Origin of the sequence: Pseudomonas graminis (assembly GCF_013201545.1) — a bacterium.
GTDB lineage: Bacteria > Pseudomonadota > Gammaproteobacteria > Pseudomonadales > Pseudomonadaceae > Aquipseudomonas.
The window spans coordinates 4,202,417-4,227,901 of sequence record NZ_CP053746.1 but is presented as its reverse complement, the minus strand read 5'-3'; the positions used below and the strand labels follow the sequence as shown (position 1 = coordinate 4,227,901).

The following is a 25,485-nucleotide window of genomic DNA, read 5'->3' as shown; positions in this document are numbered from 1 at the left end:
TCAGGTCCTCGACTGCCGGAAGCTCACGCCGCCGGGACGCCACGAATCCGCGACGGCCTTCTCGGCGGCCTGTTTGATTTGTGTCTGAAGGTTCTGCGCCAGCGCGGTCTGATCAAGCTCCATGCCTTCGGAGCTGCGGTCCTCGGTGACGACGCTTACGGGCGCATTGATTTGGATCGTTGACCCGCCACCGCCGACTGAGCGAATCCCAAGCGCCCCACTGCTGGTTCTGGTCAGCGGGACGATGGCTTCCGGGCCCGCTTCGCCCATCACGCCTTTACCGCCGCCAGCCATGCCGAACGCGGTTGGTGAGCTGACAATGCCGTTGCTGAACGCCCCGCCCTTGGCGAACATCTGCACGCCATCCATCCAGGCGCCGCCTTTGGCCTGGGGGAAATAACTCGACGAATAGCCGGCCTGGCTCCCTCCCAGCGATTGAGCACCGACGCCGGCCCCGCCGCCTCCGAAGTAGCTCATTCCGGCCCCGACCAATGAGGCGAGCAGCGAGGACGCCGCCTGCCGGGCCGCAATGCGTGCCATATCCGAGATGATGGATTTGGTGAAGTCCGAAAACGACAACTTGCCGGTCAGCGCGAAGTTGACCACCGCGTCTTCCATGGCGCTGAAAGCATTGGTGAACAGGCTCTTCGTTTGCCCGGCAACGTTCTGGGCACTGTCGAGATAGTTTTCCCAGGCTGAGGTCGCGCCATTGGTCCAATCGCCCTGCGCGGCTTCGACGTCGGCGTAGTTCTGGCGAATCTGGTCGGTGGCCTTTTTGTTGGCATCGGCCAAGGCCTGAGACTTCTGGGCGTACTCATGATCCGACATGTCGCGGGAGGGGTCGGACCGTTGATTTTCCAAAGCCAGCGCCTGCTGGGCGAACCGGTCTTGCTGGCTGTTCAGCTCACCGTCCAGCGCGTTCTGGCGATCGCCGCGGCCCACACCTACGACGGCGCGTTGACCCGCGAGCGCGATCGCTTTTTGCTGCTGCCCCAGCGCCTGAACGTAGGCATCGACCGACCGCGTTTGCTTCGCAAGCCTGCCTTCCTCCTTGGTCGCCAGTACCGTGAGGTGGGAGTCAGCATCCTTCTGAGCCTTGACCATGTTGGTACGCGCATCGGCGATCTTCTGGTCCAGCTGGATGCGCTGCTGAGCAGTGGTCGAAGACTTACCGCGTGTTGAATCGAGGGCCGCGATCTCCGCCTCATACGCCGCCGTCACGTCGCCCTTTCGCTGCTCGGCGATCGCGATGCGCTGGCTGCTGAAAGACTCGGCAGATACCAGGCCGGCTTTCTGTGCCGCTTCCAGTTCCTTTTCCAGGTTCTGGTAATAGCCGGTGATCGACTTCAGGCGGTTCTGAGCATCGTTGAACCCGGTCAGGTCCGGCTGAGTGGACGCGGCTTTGGGGTCTTTGAATTTGTTCTTGATGTTGGCGACGTTCTTGTCGATCGCCGTCTGAGCCAGCCGCGGGTCGTTCGGATCCGTCTCGCGGATAGCGTCCAGGGACTTCTTGTAATCCTCAAGAGCCTCGGTGCGTTTTTGCTCGTTCGTCAGCGACGATTTCTCCAGGGCATCGACCTTGCCCATCGCCGTGATCGAGTCCTGCTCCAGCTTCGCTTGTTTGCCTAGGTATTCGGTCCGGGAGGCCTCGGCATCGCGCTGCAGGACCAAGTAATTGAGCTGGGATTGGCGAAACTCGACAAGGGCATCCTTGGACGTTTTGGACTGAAACAGACCATCCATGCTCTGCGCTTCGAGAAGACTCGCCTTTGCGTTCTGGATATCCGAGTCGAGGTCCCGTCGGCCGAGATTTTTTAGCGTGTCGGCGGCCTTTGCCACTTTCAGGTAGGCGCGCTCCCAGATGCTCAGGTTCTCGAGGATCTTCGGGGTACGCTCGTTGATCGCTTCCGCGTACTGCTCGGTCGCAAGTTTGACGGCGCCGGCGTGATCGCCCTGCTCTTGAAGCGCGGCAATCTGCGAGTACACGGAGGCCGTGAGGTAGTGATATTGCTCGTTCAGCGCGGCGGAGGCTTTGACCGGGTCGTCTGCCAGCTTCACAAACTCGGCGATGGTCGCGTTGACTGCGGCGCCGGTCGCCTCCTGCAAGCCGACAGCGGCCTGAGTGATCGCGCCGAAACTCTCCCCGGCGATCTTGCCGTTGCCCGCCAGCGTGGCAAGTACCTCAGCCGCGGCACCGGTGGTGCCCACGATTGCGCTGACCTGCCGAGCAAGCGCACCCAGCTGCCCGGCACTGACACCCGCCGCATGGCCCGTCGTGATCAGTGACTGGTTGAACTGGTTGGCTTCTTCCGCGCCCTTGTAGTACGCAATGCCCAGCGTAGCCACCACCGCGCCCACTGCAGCGATGGGCGCGAGCATGCCCGCCAGGCGCAGGGCTGAAGCACCGGCGCTTGTGCCAATTTCGAGTAGGTTGTGAGCCGCAACACGGAAGTCGCCTTCAGCCAACGCATTGCCCAACTGGAGCACACTTTCCCGCGCGCGTTTGGTCTTGAGGCTAAACGTCGACGTTTCATCGCCCAGCCCCTTAATCCTCTGCCGCGCGGCGTCAATGTCGGCCGAATAGGTCTTGAACTCGTCCTCGCCAATGGTCCCGGCCTTGCGATGTTTGTTCAGTTGCTCTTGCTGGTCGTCGAGTTTTTGCAGTGCAGCCATGGCCGGGCTGATCTTGCCCAACAGCGCCTGCAATCCGTCAGCCTGAACCCCAGTAGCGGCAGCGGCCTCTTTCGCGGCCCGGGCAGCCTGTTGATTGGTTCCTACGAGCGCGTCCGATTCGGCCTGAAGGCGTTTTTGCAGCGCGGCAAGGCTCGCCGTCGAATCCCGGCTCGCGTCCATCGCAGTGGCGGTGCCGGTCACGCTGGTGGTCAGCCGCTGGTAATACTCGCTGTTCTTCAGCGAGGCAGTAGCGGTCTCAAGCAGTCGAGCCTTCGCATCAGCCGTCGCCTGCGCCGCCCGGGCCTCGGCTTCGGCCAGCTTGTCTGCCGCATCGGCAGTCTTTTTGAAGCCGGCCGTGACATCGTCGGCGGCTTTCTCCGCCTTGTTGCCGGCCTCCGTCAATTTATCCAGATCGGTCGCGGCCTGGACGGCATCCCCGGAGTCAACCGCGATGCCCAGTTCTGCGATTGTTCCCGACATGCGTGCTCCGCTATTTCGATTCGCTCATGACGAGCAACGCTTCGGCCTCCATCACCTGAAGGTCCGGAAAAAGCGTCGCCGTCTGTTTTTTGCTGAAGCCGAGGAAGGTGGTCACGTCGCCGATGACGCCGTAGTCCAGGCCAACGGCGCCGCCGAAGCCGGTGCGCCACTGCGTGGACAGCGCGTTGAACGTCACGAATGCCGGCCAGGCATCGGGAAAGACCCCGAACTCTTCATCCGGAACATCGGCGCGGGTCAGCCCGAAAGCCGCGAGGTCGGCGTCGGACGGCCCGGCCTCGTACATCCGGCGCGCAACCGTTCTCAGTTTCCCAGGCGTGCCACCGCGAACGCGTTCTGGTAAGCCGTGACGATGGCATCACCGGCGCCGGCAGAGGTCTCCACCAAGGCACGAACTGCGTCCGGGGTGAACGCGTCGTCGAAGCCCCAGCCCACGACCAACTCGCTGACCTGCTCGATCTGGCGCTCGATGTGGGCGTCGGTGAGGTCGATCAACGTGACCTCGTCGCCGTTCTGCTTGAAGCGCTCTTGATCACGCTCTGCAGCCTGATGCCAGCCGGCGAACAGCTTCGCCAGCGCCTTGCGGTCGCGGTACCTGAACTCGAATGACACCTTGATCGTGGTGCCACCAACGCGGGGGATTTCGACGTCTGCCGTGAACGTCGCGGCCTGGGCGATCTTGAACCTGGTCGCCATGGATCAAGCCCCCTTGTAACGCGTCGGGCGGGAGGCCAACGACAGGGTGATGACGCGTGCCATGACGTTGTTGCGGGTGAGCGTCGGGGTCGGCGTGATCGACACGTAGGCGTTGTAGTAAATGGTCGCACCGTTCGGCAGGGTCAAACGAAGCACGCGCGGCTCGCGATCGTCATCCGCAGCCTCGACAGGTGCGACGTACGGCAGGCTATCGTCATCGGCGACGGTAAGGGTCAGGGTGATGGGGTTCTTGGTGGTTGGCAGCTGACGATCGTCCGACTCCTCCAGAAAACCGAACGTCGCGAACTGCTGTTCGCCACCCGAACTGTTGTTGTCGGTGACCTGGCTGATCTGCGCCCAACCGGTGGCCGCTCGAACTGCACCGATGCCCGACCCGGCTGTGTAAACAGTGGTTTTCGTGGTGTCGATGCCTTCCAGCGTGAAGGCGTCATCGGTGGAGGCTGCGACACGTACGACCTTGTCGTTGAGACGGGTCCAGCCGGAGGTCACAACCAGCACGTCTCCGTCCTTGAATCCGTGGCCGGGCGCAGTGACCTCCGGCGGTTTGGCGTTGGTAATCGCGGTGAAGTCTGTCGGCGGGCTGTTTGTGGCGGCAATCTCGAAGATCGCGCCGTTGGGAAGAATCGCGCTCATTGGGTTTTATCCTCGTGCAGAAATGAAAAACCCCGCACGCGGCGAGGTTGAGATGTGCCCCATGGGCGATTAGTCGGCGTCGGCCCGGTACTGGAACGACGCGGACACGGCGAGCGTGTTGTCAGCCTGGACGGCAGGGCCCGGCTCAACGGGGGTCAGCACCATGACTCTGAAGTCGGCTTGGCTCAGGCGCAGGTACACGGGAAACAGATCGGCGAGTTCGTCCGCCAGCCCTTCCGCATCACCGGCGCCGTTGCCGGCGGGCGTGATGATGTTGACTTGAAACACGCCGGTATAGACGCGGTGGTCGCCGGCCAGCGTGTTGGCGCTCGTGCCGGCAGGCAGCGTGAAAGCCGCGAGGTAGGTTTCATCGGGTGAGGGACTGAAGCTTACGCCCTGATAGGCGATGCGCAGATTGCGCGCGCCGGCCCACGCGGCAAGGCGTTGCTCGAACAGCGAGCGAATGATTTTGTGGCTCATAGCTGATTGTTCCTGATGGCCTCCAGCACGATCTGCTGAAAGCGCGCGACGGTGATGCGCACCATGCCGCCCGGCGCCTGGGTTGAGTGGCCGTATTCCAGCGGGATGGCATAGGGCAGTGAGTTGGTGATGTAGGCCGTCTCTCCCGCTTTGAACTCGAGCGCGCCATTCACGATGCGCGCCGAAGCGTTGCGCCCGCTCGGGTCGACGTCATCAGCCGTGGTGTTGTCCGGGCTGCCGATGCTGAACATCCAGTTGCCACGAAAGCGCCCGCCGACATAGCCACGGCCAGCGACCAAACCGTTCACGTTGAAGTTTTGCACCCTCTCCGCCTTGGTGAGTGGCTTGGCGTACTTGACGCCTTTTCGGAGCTTGCCGGACCTGGTGAAGTTGCTATCGTCCAGATTGATGACTGTGTTACGCACGGCCACTTTGAAGTCGTAGTCATCAGCGGCGCGCGTGTTCTGTTCGCGGTGCGCGACGTTTGCGGCCCAGATCTCCGGGTTGCCGACCGGGGACATGCGGATGACGCTATTGCCGACCTCAATGATGATCTCGCGCAGGCTGGCGTTGATGGCTTGATTGGCCTGCTCGGCAAATTGGGCGAGGCTCAAGGCGAAGCTACCGGACCGCCCGCCACCTGCACGGCTCACGCGCGCACCTGCAGCTCATACAACAGGGGCGTGCCCGCCGGGTTGATCTCTTTCAACGGGGGGATGATCGACCAGGTCTTGCCCTGAACGATCGCTTTGCTGAGGAGCGTTGGCGGCGCATTGAGCCCGCTCGCGGCGATCTTCAGCTTCTTGTCGCCAGCGGTGATGAGGTTGTTGGCCTGGAATTCCTGACCGGTGAAATCGAGCAGGATGCCGTGGGCCGAGCGCTCGATGACCGTGTCTGGTCCGGTGCTACCGGTGGCCGGGTCGTACTCGCCTTTGATGGTGTCGCGAAGGGTGACCGGCTGACCGAATTCGGTGATTAGGTCGAGGGCCATCACGGCCATCTCATTGTAGAAGGTGGCCATGGTTGCTCCTGCGGTTTTACTTCATCGTTTTCTGCGCTCTTCGAGCATCAGATCCGCAGCTTGTGCAGCTCGATTGATGCGAGCCTGCGCAGTTCCAGCCAAGCCAGACAGCGGCCCAGAGCCAGTTTGCGCAGGCTTCGATAACTCGGCCGACGCTGCTGCTGCAAAATAAATATCCCAAACCTGCTTTTCTTCTGCGGTCATACGAACCTCCTGTAGTGGGAGATCGAGGCTACCACTAGGCCCGAACAGCGAAAAGCCCACGCCTGAGAAGGTAATCAGCAAACTGCGTAACGCTGGGCCGATCCGGCGCAGCCGCCGTGAGCCTTGGGCTGGTGGTGTTGATCACGGCGTAGTCACGCTCAACAGCGCCGTCGACCTTCTCCTTCGTTACCGCGCCTTTGCGCTGCTCGATTGGGTCGATATCGTCGGCATGGATCTCAGCGGCCAGTGCCATCTGCCCGCACTTGATCCGGACTGGCAGGTAGTTGTCCGCTTGGATCGCCCGATCCAGCTCGACACCGCGCCGGGGCCAGGCCAGAGCCTGATCGCTTGACGTCTTCTTGCCCTTCCAGTTCATGCCCTCCATCACCAAAGCGGCCCGACGCAAAAGCGCCTCTTGGGCAGCCTCCTCCACCGGTACGGTCACGCCAAACTTTCCAGCGTAGACACCCAGTTCAGCCGCCGAGGCATAGCTCTCCGCCTCCGGCACACCGGCGCCGTCTTCAATGATGAGCATCTGTCACTCCGCCTCAGTCAACCGTTTTGCTTCTGCTTCAGCCAAGTCCTGCGAATCGAACGGGTCGCCGAGCACCTTGCCGTCGGCATTCAGCACCCACTTGCCGTCCGCTACCTCCGCAGCCGTAATGATGCGTTTAACGGCTGGTTTGTTCGCCGCGGCCTTTTTCGGCTTCGCCGTTTTCACGATGGCGACTTCGACATTCGCGGCTTTGTACGCTTCAGCCACCGCAGGCCAGTCGCCGATGAGCGTCACCTTCGCGACACCGGCTTCCGGGCGTTCAAAGTATTCAGGATTGCGGTAGCGCTTGGCGGGGTCGAAGTTTGATTTTTGAGAGGTGTAAACGAGTTCCATGACGCGCTCCAATGCGGCTCGTCAAAGCCGCGGGTTGGTGTCTTATTCGCCTCCGCCTGCTTGCGGGGCGGACAGATCGATGAGAACGCCGGCCGTGACCTTGTCGCTTGTCGCGTACTTGGTCCAGTTGGCGCCGCTGCCGACGGAGGCCAGATTCGGGTTCACCCCACCAGTGGAGTCTTTCCAGCTGTAACCCAGCAGATCGAGGTTGAAGGTGCCTTCAGCGCGGAAGCCCATCGCCAGGTTTTCCTGATTGTCGATGTTGTACGAGCGGAAGCCAGGCGCCTGGGATTCGGTGATCTTGATCGCCCCAGCTTGCAAGCCAAAGATGGTTTCGGCCGGGATGGTGTCGGACACCAGAACTGGCTTGCCCATGGTGCCCGGCTGGCCGCCATAGATGACCACGCCCGCCTCTTCGTACACCTTCTCGGTGATAGCCTGGTCGACCATGTCGAAGTAAGTCGCCGAATCCATCGTCCACAGTGCTATGCGGCCGAAGCGGTCACCGAATTTGCGCATGCCCTTGGTGAGCGCTTTCTTGCCGTCCGTTGCGAAGCTGGCCGAGGCAACCATGTTGGGGTTTGCGCCGATGGCGGCTTTCAGCGCGGCCATGGCGTACTGAATGTAGCCTTCCAGCACCGCGTCGGCGTAGTCCTGGCCGACCAGCTCCGAGAACTCTTCCGGCGAACGAGCCCGGCGCTTGAACGCCTCTTCGGTTGTTTCATACGGGCCGTATTTGAACGGGACTTTCACGCCGACGACTTCCCCGGAACCAATCTTCTGGCCGGCGACCACCGCAGTCGAGTTCACATCACGGTGCGCAATCGCGCCGCCGAGTTTGTAAAACGCGCGCTTGCGCAGATCGCCCTCGATCAGCTCGTTGTCGAGCACCAGCGCTCCGTTGGAGGATGCGTTGAACACATCGATGACATCCTGAATGCGCTCCAGGTACGCGGTTTGGGCAAGGTCGTTGTAAACGATCATGTCCGTGTTGACGGTGGTCGCCATGGGTTACTCCCTATTTGGGCAATTTGAGATAGGCGTCCTGCCCGTGCGCGGTGATGTATTCACGCTTGGCGACGGAGGACATTTCGGAACGTTTGAGCGCGGCCCCGCCGCCGATTTTTGCACCGGCGGCCCCGCCGCCCGATGCCTTGCTACCTGCGATCACCGGCGCAAACGCAGGGTTATTTGCGAACTCGGCTTTCAGCTCATCCAGGGTGGAGGCCGAAAGCTTGCCCTGCTTGTCGAGAACGACAACGACCGGTTTACCGTCGCGCTGCTCGACGCTCAGGCGGCGTTCGATGTGAGGCAACAGCGCCTCCGCACTGCCCGGGATGGCTAACGTTGCGGCGATGTCGGTCGCCGTGCGGCCCACGGTCAGATCCCTGATCTGGCCCTGCAAGCCGGTGCGCTCCAGCTCCAGCTGGCCACCAAGCTCGGCCTGGAGGCGGTCGTACTTTTCCGACCAGGACTTTTCGAGCTCTTCGACGTTTCCGGACTTTCGAGCGGCTTCCTCGCGCTCTTGGCGGGCGGTCTCCTCAGCTTCTTTGCGGGCTCGCTCGGCGGTTTTCTTCTCGCCCAGCAGCTCATCGACCTTGGCTTTCAGGCCGGTCACGTCCTCCGGTTGTGGCAAGCCATCGACCGCCAACACGAATTTGCCGTCTTTTTCGGTGTAGAGCGGGCGCACGGATTCGTCGACGCCATCGAGGGTGTCGAGTTGGAATTTCAGCATTGGATGTCTCCCAGAGACGAGGGTGCAGAGATAAAAAACTCCGCTCAAAGCAGAGCTGGGGAGGAATCGCGGGCATAAAAAAGCCCCGGGGATGCCGGGGCTAGACGCACTTTATGATCAGCTTAGGAGATTCAGTTTTGCAAGAGCCTCTACGGCAGTAGCTAGAGCGAGAGCACCGTGATTGATGAAGATAATCTCTGCGCCAAATATTCCGTGCCCGGAGATCACCGCTGCGTAACCGTAGTAGCTCGCGAACGTTTTAATGTCTTCGCTCAAATTTTCCATGTGGATCGGATTAGGGAGGGCAATGATCCGTACCAGCGGGCCAACTGAAAAAATCTTGGGGTCTTCCAACCCGAAAGTATCCGCAAGACAGCCAGCAAAAGAAACTTTTTCGCTATCAGCCATGCCTTGGATAAGAGAAGCACGCTGGTCCTGATCCCAGCCTATCCTTCCATCCATAGCCGAGATGGATGTAAAAGTTCTGAGGTTGTCTGCAGAGATTTTGTCTTCACCCGATTTCATGCGAGCCGCTCCTTGTGTGTGTTGGCTCAATTCAAGATGAGGACCGCAACCGATATTTTCAAGCTGCTCATAGCCTCTCCTATCTGGTCATCGAATGTTTGCGCGCTCGAACGCTATCGGCTCCAGCGCCTTCATCTGCTGAAGTGTCAGCGGTGAGAAATTTCGGCCCAGCTGCAGCTCGGAGAACCGCTCGACACTGAGCCCCCCATCGCGCAACAGCCTTGCTCGCACCGGCCCAATCGCCTTGTCCTGAAACGCGGCCGGCTGCAGCACCAGCCATTCGTAATAGCTAAGGTCAGCCCTGACCTGCTGCGCACCGCTGCCACCGATCGAGGCCCGCGTGCCGTCCTTGGAAAGCAACACGCTGAATCGGGTGATCGCCGCCACCGTGGACCGGCAGTTGATGTGGATCGGCGGCCGAGGCCCCTCTGCCAGCTTGAAGCGTCGGCCATCCAGCGTCCTGCACTGGGCGGTGGTTTTCGAGTCAAGCATGCTGACCCACTCCACCGCCAGCACCACGTCGCTGTTAGCCTTCAGCGTCTCCATCCGCGCCTGGGAGGCGACGTGCTGGACCGCCGTGCGGACAACCGAACCGGCATTGCGATGAGTCGTGGCGAGGATGCCGTCGTTGTAGTTGAGCGCCTTGGTGCCGCGGATGTTCTTGATGATCTGAAGGTTGGTCTGGCCTTCGAAGAAGCCCTGCCTGATTGCACCGGTCAGGCGTTGCCGTTCCGTAGAGGTGAAGCCTTCGATAAATGAGCTGAGCAGCTTGCCGCCGTCCGCGCCGCGCACGCTCAGTGGGTTGGTGAGGATGGCCGCGCGAATTGCCGCAGTTCCGGGCAACGCAGCATCGAAGGTGATGCTCGGCGGCGCAGCCCTCGTCAGGCTGGTCGCTTCAAACTGCGCCTCGTAGCTGGCGATATCCACCAGGTCGAGATGCAACTGCTCGCTGAACCGTCCGAAAATGCCGAGCAACAGGCTGTCGACTTCCTTCAACAAACGTTCAAGGCGTGCCACCGTGTACTCGGTCAGATCGGCTCTGCTCAGGCGGTCGCGGAGACTGCGATCGATCTCTTTCAGGAACGGCGCAAACTTCCCCACCTCGCCTGACTTCAGTTGCTCCAGGAAGACCGCATGCCGCAAGGTCGCGTCAAGGATCGCTTGATTGGCGGCCATCAGCTTTCACCCCAGTCTCGTCATCCAGATTCAAACCGGTGGCATCGGTCTGCAGCTCATCGCGGATCTGGTCGTCATCCTTCTCGGGATTGATAACACCGCGATCGCGCAGGTATTGCCAGAAGTCGGTCACCGGCAGGCGGCCGCCCTGCACGGCGTTAAACAGCCCGGCCATGATGTTGGCGTCGAGGCTGATCTGGGTGAAATCCTGATTCAGCTTGTACTCGGCCTCGCCAGTTGCACCGGTGAACTCAACCATCCACGCCAGGCACTGCGTGTAACCCTCGCTGACGTTGTTGACCACCAGCGAAAGCACGCTGTGTTCGGCGGCACTGTCGCTGTCGGCTTGGGTGGCGGTTTTCACCGCGCTACCACGCTCGATCAGCCGCGCGCCGAGGGCGACGAGCTGCTCTTCCTTGGCGTCCATGGCCTCTTTGATCATGGTGTTGGCCTGGGCCTGCAGAATGCCCGCCGAGCCATTCGCCGGCAGTGGCAGGATCGCCCGGGAGCCGAAGTAGATGCCCTTCTCTTCCAGCAGCTTGACCCACTGCTCGTCCAGTCCGGCCATGAACACCTGAGGCTGGCCCATCAAGAACGCCGCGTCCTCGTAATCGGCGCTGTTGCGGTAATGACCGATGTTGACCTCGGCCATGTCATACAGCGGCGAATCGTCAATGCTGGTGTCGTTGTTCTCGCTCCCGAGGAACTGAAACGGGATCACCGTCCACGGCAAGCCTGACCCGTTCAGCGGCGCGAAGGGCGGCGTGACCAGCTCCGTCGCCGATTTCCCCTGCTGCCAGATCTCCTGCGTGTAGATCCCCGCTGCGTCGAGCCGGAGCACGCGGTATTGGGTCACCTGCTCACTGCCAAAACCGTCCTCGGTGTCGACGTCTACGGTTTCGCGCAGCACCACGAGACTCAGCAGATGCTGCCCACCCACCCGACGGGTCTTCCAGTTTCGGATGGCCTCGGCCGGGTAGCTGCTGACGCTTGATCGGGCGCGACCGGCGATTTCATCGGCCCGGCTGACGGTGCCAGCCTCGACAGCGGCGTAGTCCACCAACAGGCCATGGCGTCCCACCTCCAGCAGATGCCCGATCACCGACTGGGACTGCTGGTAGATGCTGACGCCCTGCCCGTCGATATCCCGGGAAACGTAGTCGAGCGCGCCCGGCAGGGTCAGCGTTGGCCACGTCCGGAATACGGCGCCGACCAGGCTGTGTTTGGTGCGGCCGGTGGCGTTGAAGAACACCGCGCGCGCCTTGTAGCCCTTGTACCGCTCCTTGTTCTCGTCGCTGAGGTCGTGGGCGTTGGGCCTGGGCAGATACAGCTCGCCAGCCGCCTTAATGGTTTCCGAGCCTTTGCACACGTCACGCACCAGCCGCCAGCGGCTCTTCGCCGCGTCGTACTCCGGGCGAGTGAAGGTGACGTCGTTAGCCATCAGCGCGCGAACCCCATGTTCAAGGTGGTGACCGGTTTAATGATCGGGAAGTCTTTGTGAATGAAGTAGCCGCCCGCGTCGTTCGCGTGGTCGTTGCCCTGGCTCTTATCGGGTTCGCCGTTTGGCGCCCAGATCTGCTGCTCAAGGCCATCGGCGTACGTCGGGCACGTGAAGGGGTTGACCTGGTAACGACGCTCGCCCTGGGCGTTGCAGAACATGGCGTTCATCGCGTTGATGCGGTCCTTCACCGGCGGGTTAGCGGCCGGCGCGATGACCGTGAACCCCGCCTGCTTGAGCATGGCGATATCGGTGAGGCTGGCGTTCACCGACTTGCGCGAGTCGCCCGACGCGTCCGGGTAAATCCGAATCTCACAGGTCTTTTCAAACGTGTTGCCGTTGTACCGCCAGTACCGCTCCTTGATACGCTTGATCATGTCCGGCGTGTCGTAACCGTTGGTGAACTCGTCGACCGCGCGGGGCATGCCCTGATCGCGCTTCACGTGGGTGATCGCTGCCATCTTGCCAACGTTGAAGTCCATGCCGATGAACAGCGGCTCGCCCGCCTGGACCGTGTCGAAGCATTGGTTCATCTTGCGGTCGTACGCGTGGTAGATCGACCCGGACGTCAGGTTGACGAACTGACCGTTCAGATAGGCCCGGATCAACTGCTCCGGGTAAGACTCCATCAACGACGGTATGTAGTCGTCTGGCAGGTTCAACTCGTTGTCGAACGTGCTCGCTTGCACCAGGCCGTACATGCTGGTCAGCGCCGGCTTCTCGCGGAGCTGTTTGACGAACTGCTGGAACACGAACTTGAAGCCTTCCGGCGTCGTCGTGACATCGACGCCATTCTTTAGCCCGGGCACGTTGTAGCGCATCCGCGCGATGATCTTGCGCCAGGCGTGCTGCGCCTTGAGCGACGGCAACACATCGAGCTCATCGACCAGCGCATGACCGATCTTGAAGCCAACGATGGTTTGCGGCTTCTCCATCGACCGGCAGATCGTTGTGCTGCGGTACTGCCTGCCGCTGTAGAAATCGACCTCTTTGTCGCTTTCCTTGGTCCGTACTTTGAGGCCCCAGTCGTAGGCCACTTCTTCAATGGTCGGGAAGAAGATGTCTCGGATCTGCGGGTAGGTCGGCGCGAAATACCCAGAGTTGATGCCCGGCCATTCCCACACGTGTTTGCACAGCGCCGCGCAGCCCACCCACGTCTTGCCAGAACCGAACCCTGCGACGAATCCACGAAACTTGTGCGGCAGTTGCAGGAAGTCAGCCTGGGGAACGTTCAGGCTCGGCATCCCGCTTCCTCGCGTCAATCACATGAACCGACACTGCGGTTGGGACAACGGGCTCATCGTCTGCATCGGCCTTCTTCTGCCGGTTGACGTACATGTCGCCCGCTTCTTTGGCGGCCTGCTCCAGGATCTGCATTGCGAGCCCGATATTTTTCGTTTTCTCGGCGCGCTCGACGAACCTGTTCATGGCGCGCAGGCGATAGGCACGATTGGCGATCGGGATATCGGCAGTCTCTTCGCGGAACCTCTTGCGGGTGTCCTCAAAAAGCGTGACCCAGCGCTTGGCCAAATCTCGTCCGGCACGCTTGGTCGGGTCATGGGCTTCGCACTTCTGCCGAGGCACTTCAATGCCGAATTCTTCTCGGACGGCGGCCGAGACCTGCGAGGGGGTGTCAAAGCACGCCAGGGCCTGAACGATAAAGGCCTTCACCTCGTTGTTCAGGGTGGCCATAGGCTGGATTCCGTCTGGGGTCTGTCAGGGGTCAGGCAGACTTGAGTAGACAGGTTCCGCAGGCCCTCGAAATATTCAGTTTGCCCACCTCGGCGGGTTTGTTTGCTGCATCGACCAACGCCTGAACCTCGGCGCTCGCGCCATAGCGGCGGACCACACCGACAAACTCTTCGACGTCGTGACCCTGGAGCTTCAGCTTGGGTCCGCCTTCCTGAGTGAAAGCAGGCTGACCGTACTTGTCGGTGGCGTGAGCCAAGTGATACAGCTCGTGCTCGATTAAGGCGCAGAACTCGGTGTCGCTGCAGGTCGAGCAGTAGTCAGCCGCCAGGGTGATGATGAAAGCCGGCACATCGCAGAACCAATCACGCATCTGTTGCTCCATGCGTGCCTTCTGCCAACCACCGGCGCGGAAGGCGACCTGTTCGGCCTGGCCCAGCACGCGACGCCCCGCCTTTTCGAAGCTAGACGATGCCCACATGACGGCGATGTCAGCGTCGATGAGGTGGGCGTGGTCGGGGTTGTGGATGCTGCCGGTGTCGGCGAGGATCTCCATTTCAACCCAATCCCAGACCTCGGGTGCTGGCCCAAGCCTTATGGTTAAGTCGTGCAGCTCAACCAATAGTCCTGGCGGCATCGGTCTGTCCATTACACTTCGCACTTGAAATAGTGGCTGAATGCCGGTATCTGTGCCTGCTTTTTGCAGCAGCTTCCGGATCAAAGGGATGTATGAAGAAGCCACAAGTAGATTTTGAATACATGCGGGACCTTATTGAGGAGTTCTTCAAACGTCCGGCCATCCGATCGTCCCTCAAGGTCATAGAGGAAGCAGGCATAACCGGGTGGGAAATCTGGTTTCAGGTTGAGTTCGCTCGGTTTTTGGCAGCGCACGAATCAAAGCTCGACTGGGCTCGTGAGTGGCCTATCGAGTTTGATTATCGGCGCGAGAAGACCAGGAATTTTCTTAAGGCCGACTTCCTCATCAGGAAAAAGGGATCGGCTGTCGACCGATGGATTGCGCTTGAGATCAAGCAGCACGTTAACGCAGGTAACTGCATTAACAATATGGTGTCCGACCTCGCAAAGGTCGCCAAAATGCGCAAGTCCGAGTTGGACATGCGATCAATCTGGGCGCTGGGTATCTTCTTGCATGACGAGAAAGACATTCCAGAGATGATCAGAGAGAGGTTGATAATCGCTGGCCAGTCCTACCACGAAGGAAGAATGATTACGAAACCGATTTCCCGAACCGGCTTTAGCTACGCCCTTTTCTAGCGGCTCAGCTGCAGCGGCTTGTCGCCCTAACCGGTGGCTTCGATTTTTTGGTGGTTGGTTCGCCTATCTCGGATGATTGCGGCGGTGATCAATACTGGGCGATTGGATGGTCGCACGCCGATCGCGAAGGCAGTGCTCACTGCTAAGCTTAAAGCAGATCCATTTCTTCACTGCCTGCCAGTACGTGACCATGAACATATGGCGCATCCCAGCGAGGCAAAGGGACGCGTGAAACGTCAGCCCGGCATTCGTCGCGCCGATGAACAATGCCTGATCGCGCGTCATCACGACAAACCCGCTAATGGCGATCGCCGAATAGATGATCTTGCCGATGATCCCGTCGCGCACCTTTCCACTCAACACGCACCAGGTAGCCCACAACGCGATTAGCCCGCACGCGATGGAGTTGATCAGTTCGAGGTTCATGGTGGATTACCTCCCCCAAACCGCTGACGAATCAGCGCCCAAAGATCAGCGGCTTTGATGGCTCGGTTGGTCGCCGCCATAAGCGACCCGCCGAACGCCCCGAGCAGAAACGCCATACCCGCTACATCGCTAGGGTCGACGACGCTGAGCTGGTCGCACACGATACTGGTGAGGTAAAACGCGCAGGCAATCCCGGTGACTAGAAAAATCACCCAGGACCAGAGGTCCTTGAGGTCGTCCTTGTGCCACCAGCTGGCGACGATTGCCCCCATCAGACCTGCAATCAGCCAGTCGAGCTTGTCGAGCAGGCGGTGTAAAAACTCCATGCGCTCATGGCTCCAAGCAGACTTAAAGCGGAGTACCACATTTCTGTTGTAATACCACATATTTGATGTATAGTCGGCCCCATGCCTGATAACGTCCGGCGCTGGTCGACTTCTAAGACCTGCTCAAGACCGTCGGAACACAAACGATCAACGAGAAGTGACCATGTTCGACTATGCGATTCGATTCATCCGGGAAGATGTGCCAGGGCTCGCGGTTTTCTGCCGGGATCTACCAGAGTTCCACAGCTATGGCGACGATGAGCAACATGCGCTGAAGGAAGCGGTGGACGGGTTAGAGTCCACGCTTTCTCTTTACGTCGATGAGCGGCGGGTAATTCCAGAAGCCACTCCGCCTGAAAACGGCGAGCACGTCGTGCATTTGTCAGCCGTCACAATCACCAAGATTGCGCTGTGGAACGAGATGATGAAGCGAGACCTGAAAAAAGCGGATTTATGCAGGTTACTGGGCGTATCCCAAACTACAGGGGATCGACTCGTGGACTTCACTCACACTTCAAAAATGGAACAACTGGAGAAAGCCTTGGACGCATTGAACGCATCTGTACGTGTGACGCCAAACGATTCCGAATGGATCAACTTGCCCCATGGAGGGGGTCAGGCAGGGTTTTACGTAGGTCGTCTCGCCGATGAGCTTCGCACTCGATCCAACCAGGAGATGTTGATTGGGGCGGTAAAGAGCAATCTGGATCAGATCCGACCTGAGTCGCTGGATTATTTCCTGCGCACCCGGTACGCCAAGAATCCAAATACCATGCAGGCAGTACAAGCCGTGATCGAGGCGATCGTTTCGACGGGCAAATTCGATTATCTGCCAAAGGCGCCGGGCCAGCCTGCTGGGATTCTTCGGCTCAAATGATCAGAGAGCCCGGTGCTACGCCGGGCTTTTTACGAAAGAATCTTCGCCACCAGGAATTGGATTTTCCGGAGCGCAGATACCAAGCCGCTGCGCTCGCTTCGCCTCGATTTGGCGAACGATGGATTCTCTGTGCTGCAAGCTGTGCTTCTGAAAGGCTGTTCGAGGTAAAACCAATCGGATCGGCATTGGCAACAACTCAAAAACCTTTTCAACCGCCATCAGAAAAACCTCATCATCCTGAAGTCGGTCGTGAGTGACGGTCAGCAGACCGTCAACGACGACCCGCTCAATGTCGGTCCAGTGCTGTTCAACGTATCCGATCGTCGCGGACGCGCCCCCACCCACTCCTTCCAAGACGGCGTCTTTAGCAGACCCGACCTTTTCTCCAACGGCTTCACCGAATGCTTTTGCTTTATCTGCGAGAAATCCGAACATGATCCTGTCTTCCCTGAATTGGATATCAGGATTTATCGGCATGTTTACCAGAATCTTGATTTCGACGACGCAGGCCAAGGGCAGCTCGGATTAACTCGGTCGCAACTGTCCACAGTGCTGTGGCCTTGTAGACCTGAGCACCTTGGACCGGCAGTTAACGAAGGTGCTGAATTCGGCGTCATGACTTGCTAACCTTTTCCAAAAAAAGGCCAAAAAAAACCTGCTCAGGGCAGGTTTTTGAAGCAACTTGCCGGAGGCAAAATACTCAATGTGACAAAATGATGCCCTCAGCCGCACATGAAGTCAAGCGGCCGCCTTCATCGAATAGATCACCGCCCCTACCGGGCTTAACGCCATCCGATCCAAATCCTCGCAGCAATCAAAAGCCAACCTCACAAAGCACTGCCAATCGCGGTCCCAGTTGCATGACTCGAGGCGCACGCCGTACTCGGCCATCAACCAGCCACGAAAACCCTCCGGCTTGATCAATGGGTCCTCGTTCGCCGACTGCCCGCCCTGGTGCATGTAGCGGTACCGGAACATCACGCCCTTCACCACGTACTCCAGCTTCTCGCGCTTGGCGGCGGTCATGCGCTTGGACTTCGAGACGACCATCCCAAAGACGACCTCCTCCGCAGCCTCACAGATATCGTCGTCCCGGTTGGCGGCGTACATGTATTCGCCGAACACGCGGACCTGCGGATGGAGCTTGGCGATCACTGATTGAATGTGCCCGGCCAACGCGCTGTGGATTGCATGATTCGCCGTGGGTCCGCGTTTCGTGCTCTGGACGACAACGCCGAGCTGCACCACGTCCGAGCGCTGTCCCGGCGCCGGGTTGTAAGTGCAGTCATGCCACGCCTGACGTGCGGAGAAAATCTTCATGCTGCTCCCCTCTTAAGTGCTCTGGTCAGTTCCCGGTAATGCGCAGTCAGCGCCTTGAGGTCACTGACCGTGTATTTCTTCGGCGCGTGCGGACCTTCCAGCCACGCGACCTTCTCCGCACCGATGCGCAGCACCAGGCTGATCCGGTAGTTCACGATGTCGCCCGACTTGTGCGTGTTGCATGGCGAGCACTGCAGATGGCAATTCAGCGGCTCGAAGCGGAGCTCTGGCGCGCTTGCCACAGTGCGGTAGTGCCCGGCGTCGTTCTTGCCTTGGTGGAAGCGGCCGCAACTGATGCAAGGCTGTCCGGCGTCACGGGCGCGCACCCAAGCGTTGAAGGCTGCTTGCGTGTCCTTCAGGTGCTCGGATCTGGACTTCAGTTTTTCCTTTCGCGCCCTGACCTCCCGCCGCTCGCGCTGGGCGAGCGCCTTGCGGGCCTTATCCTGATTCGTAACGGCGATGGCCAGGCCGCACTGCCAAGTGCAAACCTTCTGGCCCAGTTGGAACGGAACGAACTCAGCAGTGCATGCGGGATTGGCGCACTGGCGTTTCCTGCGCGTCAGCGGCGACTTCTTAGCTGCCTGTCCGATCACAACTCACCTCCAGACCATCGGCGGCCGGGAGGCAAGTCATGAAGGCGCGCGAGCATGGCGCCGGCCTGATGGAAGACCTTGGCCAACTCAGTCATACCGGCCACCCCACAGATCAGCCTGCGTCCACCGCACCCCATGCTCCGCGCCGAACGCATGCATGACTTCGAACAGATCGCTGAACCACTGCTGCGACTGCTTGCGGGTAGAGATGCCGAGAACGACAAACCCGCCATCGAGCCCAGGCACTGCGCGCTGCTTCTCGACCGAGGCGCTGAAAACGTGTTTCCAGTCCTCATCCGAGAGCTTCTTGCCGTACCAGTCGACCTGCTGTGACACGTCGCGCAGCATCGCCCACATCTTGCGATTGCTGATATCCGGGCGTTTCTCGTCCTTGATCACAACCAGCTTCGGCTTGGACAGATCGGTACCGTGCAGATAGCCCACGATGCGGGCGATATCGGCAGGCGACTTGAGGGCGAACTCAGTCATGGTGAAGCCTGCAGGGTCTGGATCTGCGCACGCAGGGCTTCGACTTCGGTGATCAGCTTCAGCACCACTGCTGGATTAGCGGCCGCGATGTACTCCAGGTCTTCAGGCTCTATGCCCGCGACCACTTCGCCAGGTTGAAACCAGTTCGCGGGGTTGACCTGTTTCTGAGCCAGCGCCTTCAATTTCGAATAGTCAGCCATCAAACATCCTCCTTGCCGCGCTGCGACTCCCAAGTGAACAGCACCAGCTTCCCGCCGTTCTCGCGCAGGCGATCCACGACGCGGTCACCCATGTAAGTCGGCAGCTCGTCCTTGCCCCGGTTGGAAATCACAATGGTGGGTTTCATGGCTTCGTAGCGTGAGTTGATCATCTCGAACATCACCGTCCTCTCGAACTCGGTCACGTTCTGAACGCCCACCTCGTCGAGGATCAGCAGGTCCGGCGACTCGAAAAGCGCGTAGGCCTGCACCTCGGTGTGAGGGCTGTCGCTGCCGAAGGATGCCTTGACGTGGCGGAACGCCGAACTGGCGGTCAGGTACAGCGCTGTCATGCCCAAGCGGCGTATGACGTGGTTGCCGATCGCCGTCGCCAAGTGAGTTTTACCCGTGCCAACGGTCCCGAGCAGCATCAGGCTACGGCCCATTCGAGCGTGGGCGAGAAAGTTCTCCGCGTAATCCGTGCAGATTCGGAGTGCACTGGCCTGCCCTTCCCCGTCTACGCAGAATCCAGCCAGTGACCGGTCCGAAAAACGCCGCGGAATGCAGGAGCGTCCTACCCGGCCCTCAATCGATCGCCGCAAGTTGTCGCGAATCAGCCTTTGCTGTTCCCGACGCGTGTCTTCAGCGCGGTTTGCCGCATTGCAGCGATTGCAGCCATGCCAGGCAGCGGACCGGGCTTTGCCCAAACCGGTCAGGTGATCGGTGTAGTCGCCGTGGGTGGCGCAGCTGCGCTTTTCGGACTTGAGCACCTGGCCCAGCGTCCCGACCAGGCTCACAACCTCAGATGCGGTACGAGCCATCGGCGTTTGCCTCCCCCAGGTTGGCGTGGTGGTCGATCTGGCCCAGCGCGGTGTGACGGGACGGTGCGGCGTGGGAGTGACCACCGATGCGGCGGGTGACCCAGTCCACTTCGAAGCCTTGCCACCCCGAGTCGACGGCGATGGTCAGCGCCTGCTCGGCGCCGATGCCGAAAGCTTTGCACCCAGCGAGCTTGGTGTTCAGGGTGGACCAGATGCGTGCGGTGATCGGCGCACGCTTGGCCTTCCGCACAGCGAGGTAATCGTCCAGCAGCGGCTCGGGAATTCCGTGGGGGTTGGCGGCGAGCATGTCGCGCTTGCCGAACGGCTTCTTGCGCTCGGTTTTCTCAGCCGACGGCTGCTGCGGGGGGCAAGTAACCTCTTCCGAAGGAAGAGTTACTTTGGGGTTCGATTTCTTGGAATAGAGAAGGGAGTCGTCGGTTTTGGTCTGACTCGCGAAAAGTACGACTCGGCCCATTTGATCCGAGTCAGACCGGTTGATCCGACTCGGACGCTCGGCATAAACCCACTCCTTCGTGTCGCAAAGCCCGATGTCACCGCGCGACCCGCCCTCTCGATAGATGACCCTGCGCTTGAGCAGATGACTGATCGCCTTGGATGCGACGTCAGGATGCAGGTGGGTCGCTTTGGCGACGTCTGTGGCCTTGATCCGCAATGCACCCATCTGGAAGTTGATCGTGGCCTTGGCGATGAACAGCGCGACCTTCAGCTCCCGGCCTGGCAAGTCGATGGCCATCAAGGCGTCCATCAAATCGTTGTCCATCCGGGTAAACCCTCGGGACTTGTCAAAGGAGACAATGTTTGTCATGATTTTTCTCGCTTACCGTTTTGATCAAACCGCCCTGCCCGGCGGTTTTTTTATGTCCGAAATTCAGGCTGCCCGAACCGATGCGTCCATCACGTCCAGGCTCTTGCGAACGTGGTCTATCTCGACGCGGATCTGGGATTTCTCAAAGGTGCTGACGTGGTTGTCGCCCAGCGCCTGGTGAACCGCGATCGTCAGATCGGCGACTTCCTTGCCGACGTTGATCAACGACGCAGTGAGCGCCTGAGGCGGCGGCGTCACTCTGGGGATGATGTCGAAGCCGAACTCATTCGCCAGCGCAGCCAGCACGCTACGGCGCCCGGCGTCAGACAGATGCGTGAGCACCTGGCCGAACAGCTCCAGGTTCATGCGGTGCGCTTCCCTGTTCGGGTTGGCGCAGTCCAGCAGTCGTGTTTCGTTGACGCCTATACGCTTGGCCAGCGCGGTACCGCCGCCGGCCTTCACCTCGCGGTGAAGCGTTCTTTCAAAATCTTCCATTGCGAAAACCTCTGTTTTTCTCGCGTGGTGGAGTGTCACCAGTTACCTGATCATTGGCCTGCGACTTGCTCGCTTGGGTACCAGTGAACAACTCTTCAAAACCCAAGCACTGCGCTGTGAGGTTGGCCCCGTGGGATCCGCCCTGCCCCAGATCTAAACGCGTGTCGAATCACCTTGCGCGACGGCAAACGAGGCGCATGATCTAGAGGCCCGAAAGGCTCTCCGAGACTTCGAAAGAGCGACGTTCTCGCTCAGCGCGCAGCACGTTCAGGCGGCGGTTCGCTGGGGCGCGAGCTGGCACGGGAACGGACGAATTTCTTCCGCTGTCATCGTCCCGTTTTCGTGTTCGACAACGAGAATTTCCCGGGCTGCTTTCAGGGCTTTTGAAATAGCTGGAGCGCTGACGCCGAGACCTTTGGCCACTGCGGACTGCCCCATTCGCTCGACCAGCTCTGGCAATGGGATCTTTTTCATTTCTCTGCCTCGACAAGCGGTTTGTTTGTAGATATTAACCGCCGGTTAGCTTATGAGCAATACCGCCGGTTAGCGCAAATAATGTAACCAACGGTTAAATTTCGCGCATGAGTAAAAAGAAAGAATTATCCCCGGAGCTGAAAGCCGAGTGCGACGCCGCCAAGGCGCTATTCGTGTCGAGAAAGAATGCCCTCGGACTCACCCAAGCCAGCCTTGCGGAGTCAGCTGACATCTCTGCGGCAGCGGTCGCCATGTATCTGAACGGCACCAACCCGCTGAACGCGAAATTCGCAGTAGTCTTCTCGCGTTTGCTCGGTGTGCCAGTTGAGAAATTCAGCAAGCGTCTCGCCAAAGAAATTAACGGCCTGACCGTCGCCAGTGAGCAGGCTGTTGAACGTGGGGAGAGCGCTACGGCTTTGGATCTAGTCCGCCAACTGCTGGATAAGCAGGGCAAAGGTATTGCTGAAGACGTCAAGGCAAGGTTGCTTGCTGCTGCTAAATCAGCTGATCGAGGCGAAGTCATGGAGCACGACTCGTGCAGGCCAGGTGCTGTTGGGGACGAAGTGTGGATTACCCACTTGGATATGCGTGCAGCAGTGGGTGGCGCATACACCCCACACCATTATCCGGAAATTTTGCAAGATGTGCGCGTCAGTCCGCGTCATCTTCGCGATATGGGGGTAGAGTTCAGAGAGCCTCGTGACCTGAAGCTGGTTACGGGCTGGGGTCAGTCGATGGCACCGACCATCAAGCATCGCGACCCAATGCTGGTGGATACGAGCGTGCGGGAGTTCGCCGGGGATGGGATCTACATGTTCTGCTGGGAAGATCGTCATTACATAAAGCGACTGCAGTGGGTTGGCGAAGGGGAGTTAAGCATGATTTCAGACGACACCCGCTTTCCTCCGCAATCGATCCGGGCGAAAGATGCTGACATCCAGGCTCGCGCGCTTCTTGTCTGGAACGCGACTTTAATTTAGCCACTTAACCTCCTCATTACCACAAAACGGAATTTGACCATGACAAGCAGAACAGACGACGCCCAGCCGCAAGAACAAAAGCCAGATGACGTGAATGACTCACTTGAGCAGCGTCCTCAAATGTTTCAGAGGCAGCTATTTCCAATAGCCTTGATCAACACGTATCCGAACGACCAAGGGTCTGCGGATCTAGGCATGATCGGTCTTGCCGAGAATGGCAAGGATTATGCTGTCAAGACAATTAGCGACGGCAATGGAATGGTCCCCGCTTCAGAAGCTTTCTGCTATCAACTTGCGCGTCGCATTCTCATAGGCACCCCCGATTTTGATGTTATTGAGCTTCACGACGGTTCTTTAGCATTCGGATCCGCTTGGGAGGGTGGAGTTGAAACTCTCAAGGATCGCACGGAAATAATCCGTATCCTCTCAGGCGAGATTCCAATTGTGGGGCTTAAAGCCTTTTTCAGCAAAGTATATGCGTTAGATCTTTTTGTTAACAACGTCGACCGGCATTTCGGCAATTACATATTCCGCCCGAGTTATAGCGGGAAGATCGGACTAGCGTTTGATTTTAGTCGCGCGTGGTTTGCATTCAATCCTTTCGGATTCGAAGCCACGGAAGATTGCAACACCTTCACGGGCATCAACGCAATCCGCCATTACGGACAATATGATAAACGTGAGGCAGAGAAATGCCTTGACAAAATCCATTTATTGACGGTCGACGATATCGATACTATCATTTCGAACTTTCCAGCTGAGTGGATGCCTGCAGAGAACCGCGGAATGTTCCTAGATTGGTGGGGCTCCCATGCACGAGTGGAAAGAATTGAATTTTTGAAAGGAATGCTTTGATCATGATTACCTATGATTACTCTCTCATAAGATACATGCCCAACCCTAAGCGTGGCGAGATTGTAAATATCGGGCTAATCATTTTTGGCAAAGATGGTATGGAGTTTAGAGTCCTAAATGGAGCAGCCAAGCTACGACTGCTCGATGGGGCATCCAGCCTAAGTGACCTTACTGAATTCGAATATGTGCTCGAGCAGGCCAAGAGCATATGTAGAACACAGGCGGCTACGCTAGAGTTTTTAGCAATGTTCAAGAATGCTTTTAAGATAAGCACCAAAGCAACGTTTTCAATTGATCACGAATCACAATATGAGTCGCAGATAAACCGGCTGTTCAACGAACTCGTCAAGCCATTCAGCACCAGAGAAGGCGTGAAAAAGTCTTCAAGAATACAAACACTGATTAAACACAAATTCGAAGCAATGAATCTGCTTGCGAAAAGCGCCGAAGAACTTAGCTTTCACAAGGTAGTTCAGAACTATAACTTTAGTGATAAGTCCGGATTCACAGCTGATTTTTTGTTGAAAAATGGAAAGTTTCATATCAGCGAAGTCATTGACTACAATGTCAACGACTTATCAGCAAAGTTTAAGGAAACCACCCTCAAGGTCATGACATTCATGGAGGGCAAAAAGCATTTAGGACAAGATTCGGGATGCTATTTCGTTTACTCCGCATCGAGCGCCAGAGAAAAAGAAATTCAATCTCATCTTAATCTGGCCGAAGATTACAGTAGCTCCATTTTCAACATCGCTTCCAAGCAGGAAGAAAAGGCCTATCTGAATCTTATGGCCCGTTTGGCGGGCGCTGATCACCCAATCCTGCATTAGAATCCTTTAGCTTTAGCCTTTGCTATCGCGGCAACGCTTAGCACATTGAAAGCCCGCCGCGAAGCGGGCTTTTTTTGTTCGCTCAAAATCAGTCCCCAGCTCTAACTACGATCCCCCTCAACTGTTGCGTTCTCATTAAAGAAGCCAGCGCGGCCTCCGCCAAGGCTCTGGTTTCGTAGGGGCCGGAGAATACGCGATAGACGCCTGCCGCACTGGTGACATAAGCCAACGATCCGGATGAGTCCAACTGGTCGCGAATGGATGTTGCTTTTCTCCGATCCGCAACAGAGGCAACCTGTACGGACCATCCAGAAATTTTCTTCTCCGAAGGTGCTGTAGGCACACTGGCTTCTAGAGGGGGACTGGGAGTCCGGCTCTTCACTGGATGTGCCGCCTTGGTTGGCGGGGGCGCAGGGTTCACAGGTACTAAAGGCGTCTGAACTTCTGTTTTTGCTGTAGCGGGAGGTTGCGCACGTGGCTCACATTTCCCATCCCAATATACGTCCTGGAAATAGGAGATTCCTGCTCGGTTAAACGCAGCTCTGTCACCCTCCTCGAGGGTAACGTAGCTGACCTCAAGCGCGCCGCGTTTCGAATAACTGAAATTCGCCACGAACCGGCGAAAACCTGTGAATCCACCAAACGAGTTTTTTGAATTAACCTCGCCACATAACAGGCCATAATGCGAGTCACCAATGGTTTGATTCTCAACCATGAAGACCCTGCCGAATGTGGCCGAAGCGGGATCTTTTAGCGCCGAAGCCACCATCTCTTTCCCCTTCTCTACAGCCATGTCTTGGCTGACATCGCAACCGGCTAGAGAGATCGCTATCAAGCTGACAGAGAAGACAAAAAGCCGTGTTTTCGAATCCATGAAGCTCATCCTTGATCAGCGAAATTTCCAGTCGATTTTAACAAGCCGGGCTGTCGCCCAACACCCAAGCTAGGAACAAAGTGGTGGGC

General features: G+C 58.6%; 35 protein-coding genes. 5 read left to right on the top strand and 30 right to left on the bottom strand.

Annotated features, from left to right (window positions below; genetic code table 11):
• The 18 genes from FX982_RS19045 to FX982_RS18960 all read right to left on the bottom strand — a co-directional run bounded on the left by FX982_RS19045 (position 1) and on the right by FX982_RS18960 (position 14,387).
• Positions 1-3,153 carry a phage tail tape measure protein gene (locus tag FX982_RS19045; protein WP_172612053.1) on the bottom strand — a complete coding sequence of 1,051 codons (3,153 nt, stop codon included), beginning with the start codon at positions 3,151-3,153 and terminating at the stop codon, positions 1-3.
• A 10-nt stretch (positions 3,154-3,163) separates the two neighbouring features.
• Positions 3,164-3,457 carry a DUF1799 domain-containing protein gene (locus tag FX982_RS19040; RefSeq protein WP_172612052.1) on the bottom strand — a complete coding sequence of 98 codons (294 nt, stop codon included), beginning with the start codon at positions 3,455-3,457 and terminating at the stop codon, positions 3,164-3,166.
• A gap of 17 nt (positions 3,458-3,474) precedes the next feature.
• Positions 3,475-3,867 (bottom strand): phage tail assembly chaperone, encoded by a 393-nt coding sequence (locus tag FX982_RS19035; protein ID WP_172612051.1) that lies wholly within the window; start codon positions 3,865-3,867, stop codon positions 3,475-3,477.
• Between the two features lie 3 nt (positions 3,868-3,870).
• The gene (locus tag FX982_RS19030) at positions 3,871-4,521 is read right to left on the bottom strand and encodes a phage tail protein (RefSeq protein WP_172612050.1); all 651 of its coding nucleotides are present in this window, start codon (positions 4,519-4,521) and stop codon (positions 3,871-3,873) included.
• A gap of 69 nt (positions 4,522-4,590) precedes the next feature.
• Positions 4,591-5,001: a phage tail terminator-like protein gene (locus tag FX982_RS19025; RefSeq protein ID WP_172612049.1), complete on the bottom strand. Its 411-nt coding sequence runs from the start codon at positions 4,999-5,001 to the stop codon at positions 4,591-4,593.
• Positions 4,998-5,654 (bottom strand): hypothetical protein, encoded by a 657-nt coding sequence (locus FX982_RS19020; protein WP_172612048.1) that lies wholly within the window; start codon positions 5,652-5,654, stop codon positions 4,998-5,000. The genes FX982_RS19025 and FX982_RS19020 overlap by 4 nt, the downstream gene beginning before the upstream one ends.
• Entirely contained in the window at positions 5,651-6,022 is a 372-nt protein-coding gene (locus FX982_RS19015; RefSeq protein WP_172612047.1) for a hypothetical protein, read from the bottom strand. Before FX982_RS19015 ends, FX982_RS19020 begins: the two co-directional genes overlap by 4 nt.
• 21 nt (positions 6,023-6,043) lie before the next feature.
• Positions 6,044-6,226, bottom strand: a complete 183-nt coding sequence (locus FX982_RS19010; protein WP_172612046.1) for a hypothetical protein — start codon at positions 6,224-6,226, stop codon at positions 6,044-6,046.
• Between the two features lie 34 nt (positions 6,227-6,260).
• Complete coding sequence (locus tag FX982_RS19005) at positions 6,261-6,761, bottom strand: DnaT-like ssDNA-binding protein (protein WP_172612045.1); 501 nt, start codon at positions 6,759-6,761, stop codon at positions 6,261-6,263.
• A gap of 3 nt (positions 6,762-6,764) precedes the next feature.
• The gene (locus FX982_RS19000; protein WP_172612044.1) at positions 6,765-7,115 is read right to left on the bottom strand and encodes a hypothetical protein; all 351 of its coding nucleotides are present in this window, start codon (positions 7,113-7,115) and stop codon (positions 6,765-6,767) included.
• Positions 7,116-7,157: 42 nt separating this feature from the next.
• Positions 7,158-8,123 carry a major capsid protein gene (locus FX982_RS18995; RefSeq protein ID WP_172612043.1) on the bottom strand — a complete coding sequence of 322 codons (966 nt, stop codon included), beginning with the start codon at positions 8,121-8,123 and terminating at the stop codon, positions 7,158-7,160.
• 10 nt (positions 8,124-8,133) lie between these two features.
• On the bottom strand, positions 8,134-8,850 hold the full coding sequence (locus FX982_RS18990; RefSeq protein ID WP_172612042.1) for a hypothetical protein: 717 nt from the start codon (positions 8,848-8,850) through the stop codon (positions 8,134-8,136).
• A gap of 117 nt (positions 8,851-8,967) precedes the next feature.
• The gene (locus tag FX982_RS18985) at positions 8,968-9,375 is read right to left on the bottom strand and encodes a hypothetical protein (protein WP_172612041.1); all 408 of its coding nucleotides are present in this window, start codon (positions 9,373-9,375) and stop codon (positions 8,968-8,970) included.
• A gap of 87 nt (positions 9,376-9,462) precedes the next feature.
• Positions 9,463-10,551, bottom strand: a complete 1,089-nt coding sequence (locus FX982_RS18980) for a phage minor head protein (RefSeq protein ID WP_172612040.1) — start codon at positions 10,549-10,551, stop codon at positions 9,463-9,465.
• A complete protein-coding gene (locus FX982_RS18975; RefSeq protein ID WP_172612039.1) occupies positions 10,526-11,992 on the bottom strand; it encodes a DUF4055 domain-containing protein in 1,467 nt (488 codons plus the stop codon). The genes FX982_RS18980 and FX982_RS18975 overlap by 26 nt, the downstream gene beginning before the upstream one ends.
• The gene (locus tag FX982_RS18970) at positions 11,992-13,293 is read right to left on the bottom strand and encodes a terminase large subunit domain-containing protein (RefSeq protein ID WP_172612038.1); all 1,302 of its coding nucleotides are present in this window, start codon (positions 13,291-13,293) and stop codon (positions 11,992-11,994) included. Before FX982_RS18970 ends, FX982_RS18975 begins: the two co-directional genes overlap by 1 nt.
• On the bottom strand, positions 13,265-13,741 hold the full coding sequence (locus FX982_RS18965) for a DUF2280 domain-containing protein (protein WP_172612037.1): 477 nt from the start codon (positions 13,739-13,741) through the stop codon (positions 13,265-13,267). The genes FX982_RS18970 and FX982_RS18965 overlap by 29 nt, the downstream gene beginning before the upstream one ends.
• A 31-nt stretch (positions 13,742-13,772) precedes the next feature.
• Positions 13,773-14,387 carry a putative metallopeptidase gene (locus tag FX982_RS18960; RefSeq protein ID WP_172612036.1) on the bottom strand — a complete coding sequence of 205 codons (615 nt, stop codon included), beginning with the start codon at positions 14,385-14,387 and terminating at the stop codon, positions 13,773-13,775.
• An 80-nt stretch (positions 14,388-14,467) separates the two neighbouring features.
• Between FX982_RS18960 and FX982_RS18955 the strand changes: the two genes are divergently transcribed.
• Positions 14,468-15,013 carry a hypothetical protein gene (locus tag FX982_RS18955; protein ID WP_172612035.1) on the top strand — a complete coding sequence of 182 codons (546 nt, stop codon included), beginning with the start codon at positions 14,468-14,470 and terminating at the stop codon, positions 15,011-15,013.
• A gap of 63 nt (positions 15,014-15,076) precedes the next feature.
• On the opposite strand, the gene FX982_RS18950 is transcribed toward FX982_RS18955, so the two are convergent.
• Both FX982_RS18950 and FX982_RS18945 read right to left on the bottom strand, forming a co-directional pair.
• A complete protein-coding gene (locus tag FX982_RS18950; protein WP_172612034.1) occupies positions 15,077-15,439 on the bottom strand; it encodes a hypothetical protein in 363 nt (120 codons plus the stop codon).
• On the bottom strand, positions 15,436-15,765 hold the full coding sequence (locus FX982_RS18945; protein ID WP_172612033.1) for an MFS transporter: 330 nt from the start codon (positions 15,763-15,765) through the stop codon (positions 15,436-15,438). Before FX982_RS18945 ends, FX982_RS18950 begins: the two co-directional genes overlap by 4 nt.
• Positions 15,766-15,928: 163 nt before the next feature.
• Between FX982_RS18945 and FX982_RS24675 the strand changes: the two genes are divergently transcribed.
• The gene (locus tag FX982_RS24675; protein WP_367948761.1) at positions 15,929-16,642 is read left to right on the top strand and encodes a type II toxin-antitoxin system HicB family antitoxin; all 714 of its coding nucleotides are present in this window, start codon (positions 15,929-15,931) and stop codon (positions 16,640-16,642) included.
• Between the two features lie 15 nt (positions 16,643-16,657).
• Here FX982_RS24675 and FX982_RS18935 read toward each other — a convergent pair whose 3' ends face one another.
• The 9 genes from FX982_RS18935 to FX982_RS18895 all read right to left on the bottom strand — a co-directional run bounded on the left by FX982_RS18935 (position 16,658) and on the right by FX982_RS18895 (position 21,857).
• On the bottom strand, positions 16,658-17,155 hold the full coding sequence (locus FX982_RS18935) for a hypothetical protein (RefSeq protein WP_172612032.1): 498 nt from the start codon (positions 17,153-17,155) through the stop codon (positions 16,658-16,660).
• A 225-nt stretch (positions 17,156-17,380) separates the two neighbouring features.
• The gene (locus tag FX982_RS18930) at positions 17,381-17,962 is read right to left on the bottom strand and encodes a hypothetical protein (protein ID WP_172612031.1); all 582 of its coding nucleotides are present in this window, start codon (positions 17,960-17,962) and stop codon (positions 17,381-17,383) included.
• Positions 17,959-18,555 carry a recombination protein NinG gene (locus tag FX982_RS18925; protein WP_254074820.1) on the bottom strand — a complete coding sequence of 199 codons (597 nt, stop codon included), beginning with the start codon at positions 18,553-18,555 and terminating at the stop codon, positions 17,959-17,961. Before FX982_RS18925 ends, FX982_RS18930 begins: the two co-directional genes overlap by 4 nt.
• Before the next feature lie 87 nt (positions 18,556-18,642).
• Positions 18,643-19,044, bottom strand: coding sequence for a recombination protein NinB (locus FX982_RS18920; RefSeq protein ID WP_172612030.1), 402 nt, complete (start codon positions 19,042-19,044; stop codon positions 18,643-18,645).
• Positions 19,041-19,244: a hypothetical protein gene (locus tag FX982_RS18915; protein WP_172612029.1), complete on the bottom strand. Its 204-nt coding sequence runs from the start codon at positions 19,242-19,244 to the stop codon at positions 19,041-19,043. Before FX982_RS18915 ends, FX982_RS18920 begins: the two co-directional genes overlap by 4 nt.
• A complete protein-coding gene (locus tag FX982_RS18910; protein ID WP_172612028.1) occupies positions 19,244-20,062 on the bottom strand; it encodes an ATP-binding protein in 819 nt (272 codons plus the stop codon). The genes FX982_RS18915 and FX982_RS18910 overlap by 1 nt, the downstream gene beginning before the upstream one ends.
• The gene (locus FX982_RS18905) at positions 20,043-20,888 is read right to left on the bottom strand and encodes a replication protein (RefSeq protein WP_172612027.1); all 846 of its coding nucleotides are present in this window, start codon (positions 20,886-20,888) and stop codon (positions 20,043-20,045) included. The genes FX982_RS18910 and FX982_RS18905 overlap by 20 nt, the downstream gene beginning before the upstream one ends.
• A gap of 63 nt (positions 20,889-20,951) precedes the next feature.
• Positions 20,952-21,383 (bottom strand): phage regulatory CII family protein, encoded by a 432-nt coding sequence (locus tag FX982_RS18900; RefSeq protein ID WP_172612026.1) that lies wholly within the window; start codon positions 21,381-21,383, stop codon positions 20,952-20,954.
• A gap of 267 nt (positions 21,384-21,650) precedes the next feature.
• On the bottom strand, positions 21,651-21,857 hold the full coding sequence (locus tag FX982_RS18895; protein ID WP_172612025.1) for a Cro/CI family transcriptional regulator: 207 nt from the start codon (positions 21,855-21,857) through the stop codon (positions 21,651-21,653).
• A gap of 107 nt (positions 21,858-21,964) precedes the next feature.
• Here FX982_RS18895 and FX982_RS18890 point away from each other — a divergent pair, with 107 nt between their 5' ends.
• From FX982_RS18890 to FX982_RS18880, 3 genes are read left to right on the top strand one after another with little or no spacing between them, the layout of a single operon-like run.
• Positions 21,965-22,837 (top strand): LexA family transcriptional regulator, encoded by an 873-nt coding sequence (locus FX982_RS18890; RefSeq protein WP_172612024.1) that lies wholly within the window; start codon positions 21,965-21,967, stop codon positions 22,835-22,837.
• Between the two features lie 39 nt (positions 22,838-22,876).
• Positions 22,877-23,692 carry a hypothetical protein gene (locus FX982_RS18885; protein ID WP_172612023.1) on the top strand — a complete coding sequence of 272 codons (816 nt, stop codon included), beginning with the start codon at positions 22,877-22,879 and terminating at the stop codon, positions 23,690-23,692.
• A gap of 2 nt (positions 23,693-23,694) precedes the next feature.
• Positions 23,695-24,522: a DUF3037 domain-containing protein gene (locus FX982_RS18880; RefSeq protein WP_172612022.1), complete on the top strand. Its 828-nt coding sequence runs from the start codon at positions 23,695-23,697 to the stop codon at positions 24,520-24,522.
• Between the two features lie 88 nt (positions 24,523-24,610).
• Here FX982_RS18880 and FX982_RS18875 read toward each other — a convergent pair whose 3' ends face one another.
• Positions 24,611-25,396, bottom strand: a complete 786-nt coding sequence (locus tag FX982_RS18875; RefSeq protein ID WP_172612021.1) for an SPOR domain-containing protein — start codon at positions 25,394-25,396, stop codon at positions 24,611-24,613.
• Positions 25,397-25,485: the final 89 nt, after the last annotated feature.

Coding starts and splice junctions, on each gene's coding strand:
- FX982_RS19045 (WP_172612053.1), bottom strand. CDS start 3,153: ATGTCGGGAACAATCGCAGAACTGGGCATCGCGGTTGACTCCGGGGAT.
- FX982_RS19040 (WP_172612052.1), bottom strand. CDS start 3,457: ATGTACGAGGCCGGGCCGTCCGACGCCGACCTCGCGGCTTTCGGGCTG.
- FX982_RS19035 (WP_172612051.1), bottom strand. CDS start 3,867: ATGGCGACCAGGTTCAAGATCGCCCAGGCCGCGACGTTCACGGCAGAC.
- FX982_RS19030 (WP_172612050.1), bottom strand. CDS start 4,521: ATGAGCGCGATTCTTCCCAACGGCGCGATCTTCGAGATTGCCGCCACA.
- FX982_RS19025 (WP_172612049.1), bottom strand. CDS start 5,001: ATGAGCCACAAAATCATTCGCTCGCTGTTCGAGCAACGCCTTGCCGCG.
- FX982_RS19015 (WP_172612047.1), bottom strand. CDS start 6,022: ATGGCCACCTTCTACAATGAGATGGCCGTGATGGCCCTCGACCTAATC.
- FX982_RS19010 (WP_172612046.1), bottom strand. CDS start 6,226: ATGACCGCAGAAGAAAAGCAGGTTTGGGATATTTATTTTGCAGCAGCA.
- FX982_RS19005 (WP_172612045.1), bottom strand. CDS start 6,761: ATGCTCATCATTGAAGACGGCGCCGGTGTGCCGGAGGCGGAGAGCTAT.
- FX982_RS19000 (WP_172612044.1), bottom strand. CDS start 7,115: ATGGAACTCGTTTACACCTCTCAAAAATCAAACTTCGACCCCGCCAAG.
- FX982_RS18995 (WP_172612043.1), bottom strand. CDS start 8,123: ATGGCGACCACCGTCAACACGGACATGATCGTTTACAACGACCTTGCC.
- FX982_RS18990 (WP_172612042.1), bottom strand. CDS start 8,850: ATGCTGAAATTCCAACTCGACACCCTCGATGGCGTCGACGAATCCGTG.
- FX982_RS18985 (WP_172612041.1), bottom strand. CDS start 9,375: ATGAAATCGGGTGAAGACAAAATCTCTGCAGACAACCTCAGAACTTTT.
- FX982_RS18980 (WP_172612040.1), bottom strand. CDS start 10,551: ATGGCCGCCAATCAAGCGATCCTTGACGCGACCTTGCGGCATGCGGTC.
- FX982_RS18975 (WP_172612039.1), bottom strand. CDS start 11,992: ATGGCTAACGACGTCACCTTCACTCGCCCGGAGTACGACGCGGCGAAG.
- FX982_RS18970 (WP_172612038.1), bottom strand. CDS start 13,293: ATGCCGAGCCTGAACGTTCCCCAGGCTGACTTCCTGCAACTGCCGCAC.
- FX982_RS18965 (WP_172612037.1), bottom strand. CDS start 13,741: ATGGCCACCCTGAACAACGAGGTGAAGGCCTTTATCGTTCAGGCCCTG.
- FX982_RS18960 (WP_172612036.1), bottom strand. CDS start 14,387: ATGGACAGACCGATGCCGCCAGGACTATTGGTTGAGCTGCACGACTTA.
- FX982_RS18955 (WP_172612035.1), top strand. CDS start 14,468: ATGAAGAAGCCACAAGTAGATTTTGAATACATGCGGGACCTTATTGAG.
- FX982_RS18950 (WP_172612034.1), bottom strand. CDS start 15,439: ATGAACCTCGAACTGATCAACTCCATCGCGTGCGGGCTAATCGCGTTG.
- FX982_RS18945 (WP_172612033.1), bottom strand. CDS start 15,765: ATGGAGTTTTTACACCGCCTGCTCGACAAGCTCGACTGGCTGATTGCA.
- FX982_RS24675 (WP_367948761.1), top strand. CDS start 15,929: ATGTTCGACTATGCGATTCGATTCATCCGGGAAGATGTGCCAGGGCTC.
- FX982_RS18930 (WP_172612031.1), bottom strand. CDS start 17,962: ATGAAGATTTTCTCCGCACGTCAGGCGTGGCATGACTGCACTTACAAC.
- FX982_RS18920 (WP_172612030.1), bottom strand. CDS start 19,044: ATGACTGAGTTCGCCCTCAAGTCGCCTGCCGATATCGCCCGCATCGTG.
- FX982_RS18915 (WP_172612029.1), bottom strand. CDS start 19,244: ATGGCTGACTATTCGAAATTGAAGGCGCTGGCTCAGAAACAGGTCAAC.
- FX982_RS18910 (WP_172612028.1), bottom strand. CDS start 20,062: ATGGCTCGTACCGCATCTGAGGTTGTGAGCCTGGTCGGGACGCTGGGC.
- FX982_RS18905 (WP_172612027.1), bottom strand. CDS start 20,888: ATGACAAACATTGTCTCCTTTGACAAGTCCCGAGGGTTTACCCGGATG.
- FX982_RS18900 (WP_172612026.1), bottom strand. CDS start 21,383: ATGGAAGATTTTGAAAGAACGCTTCACCGCGAGGTGAAGGCCGGCGGC.
- FX982_RS18895 (WP_172612025.1), bottom strand. CDS start 21,857: ATGAAAAAGATCCCATTGCCAGAGCTGGTCGAGCGAATGGGGCAGTCC.
- FX982_RS18890 (WP_172612024.1), top strand. CDS start 21,965: ATGAGTAAAAAGAAAGAATTATCCCCGGAGCTGAAAGCCGAGTGCGAC.
- FX982_RS18885 (WP_172612023.1), top strand. CDS start 22,877: ATGACAAGCAGAACAGACGACGCCCAGCCGCAAGAACAAAAGCCAGAT.
- FX982_RS18880 (WP_172612022.1), top strand. CDS start 23,695: ATGATTACCTATGATTACTCTCTCATAAGATACATGCCCAACCCTAAG.
- FX982_RS18875 (WP_172612021.1), bottom strand. CDS start 25,396: ATGGATTCGAAAACACGGCTTTTTGTCTTCTCTGTCAGCTTGATAGCG.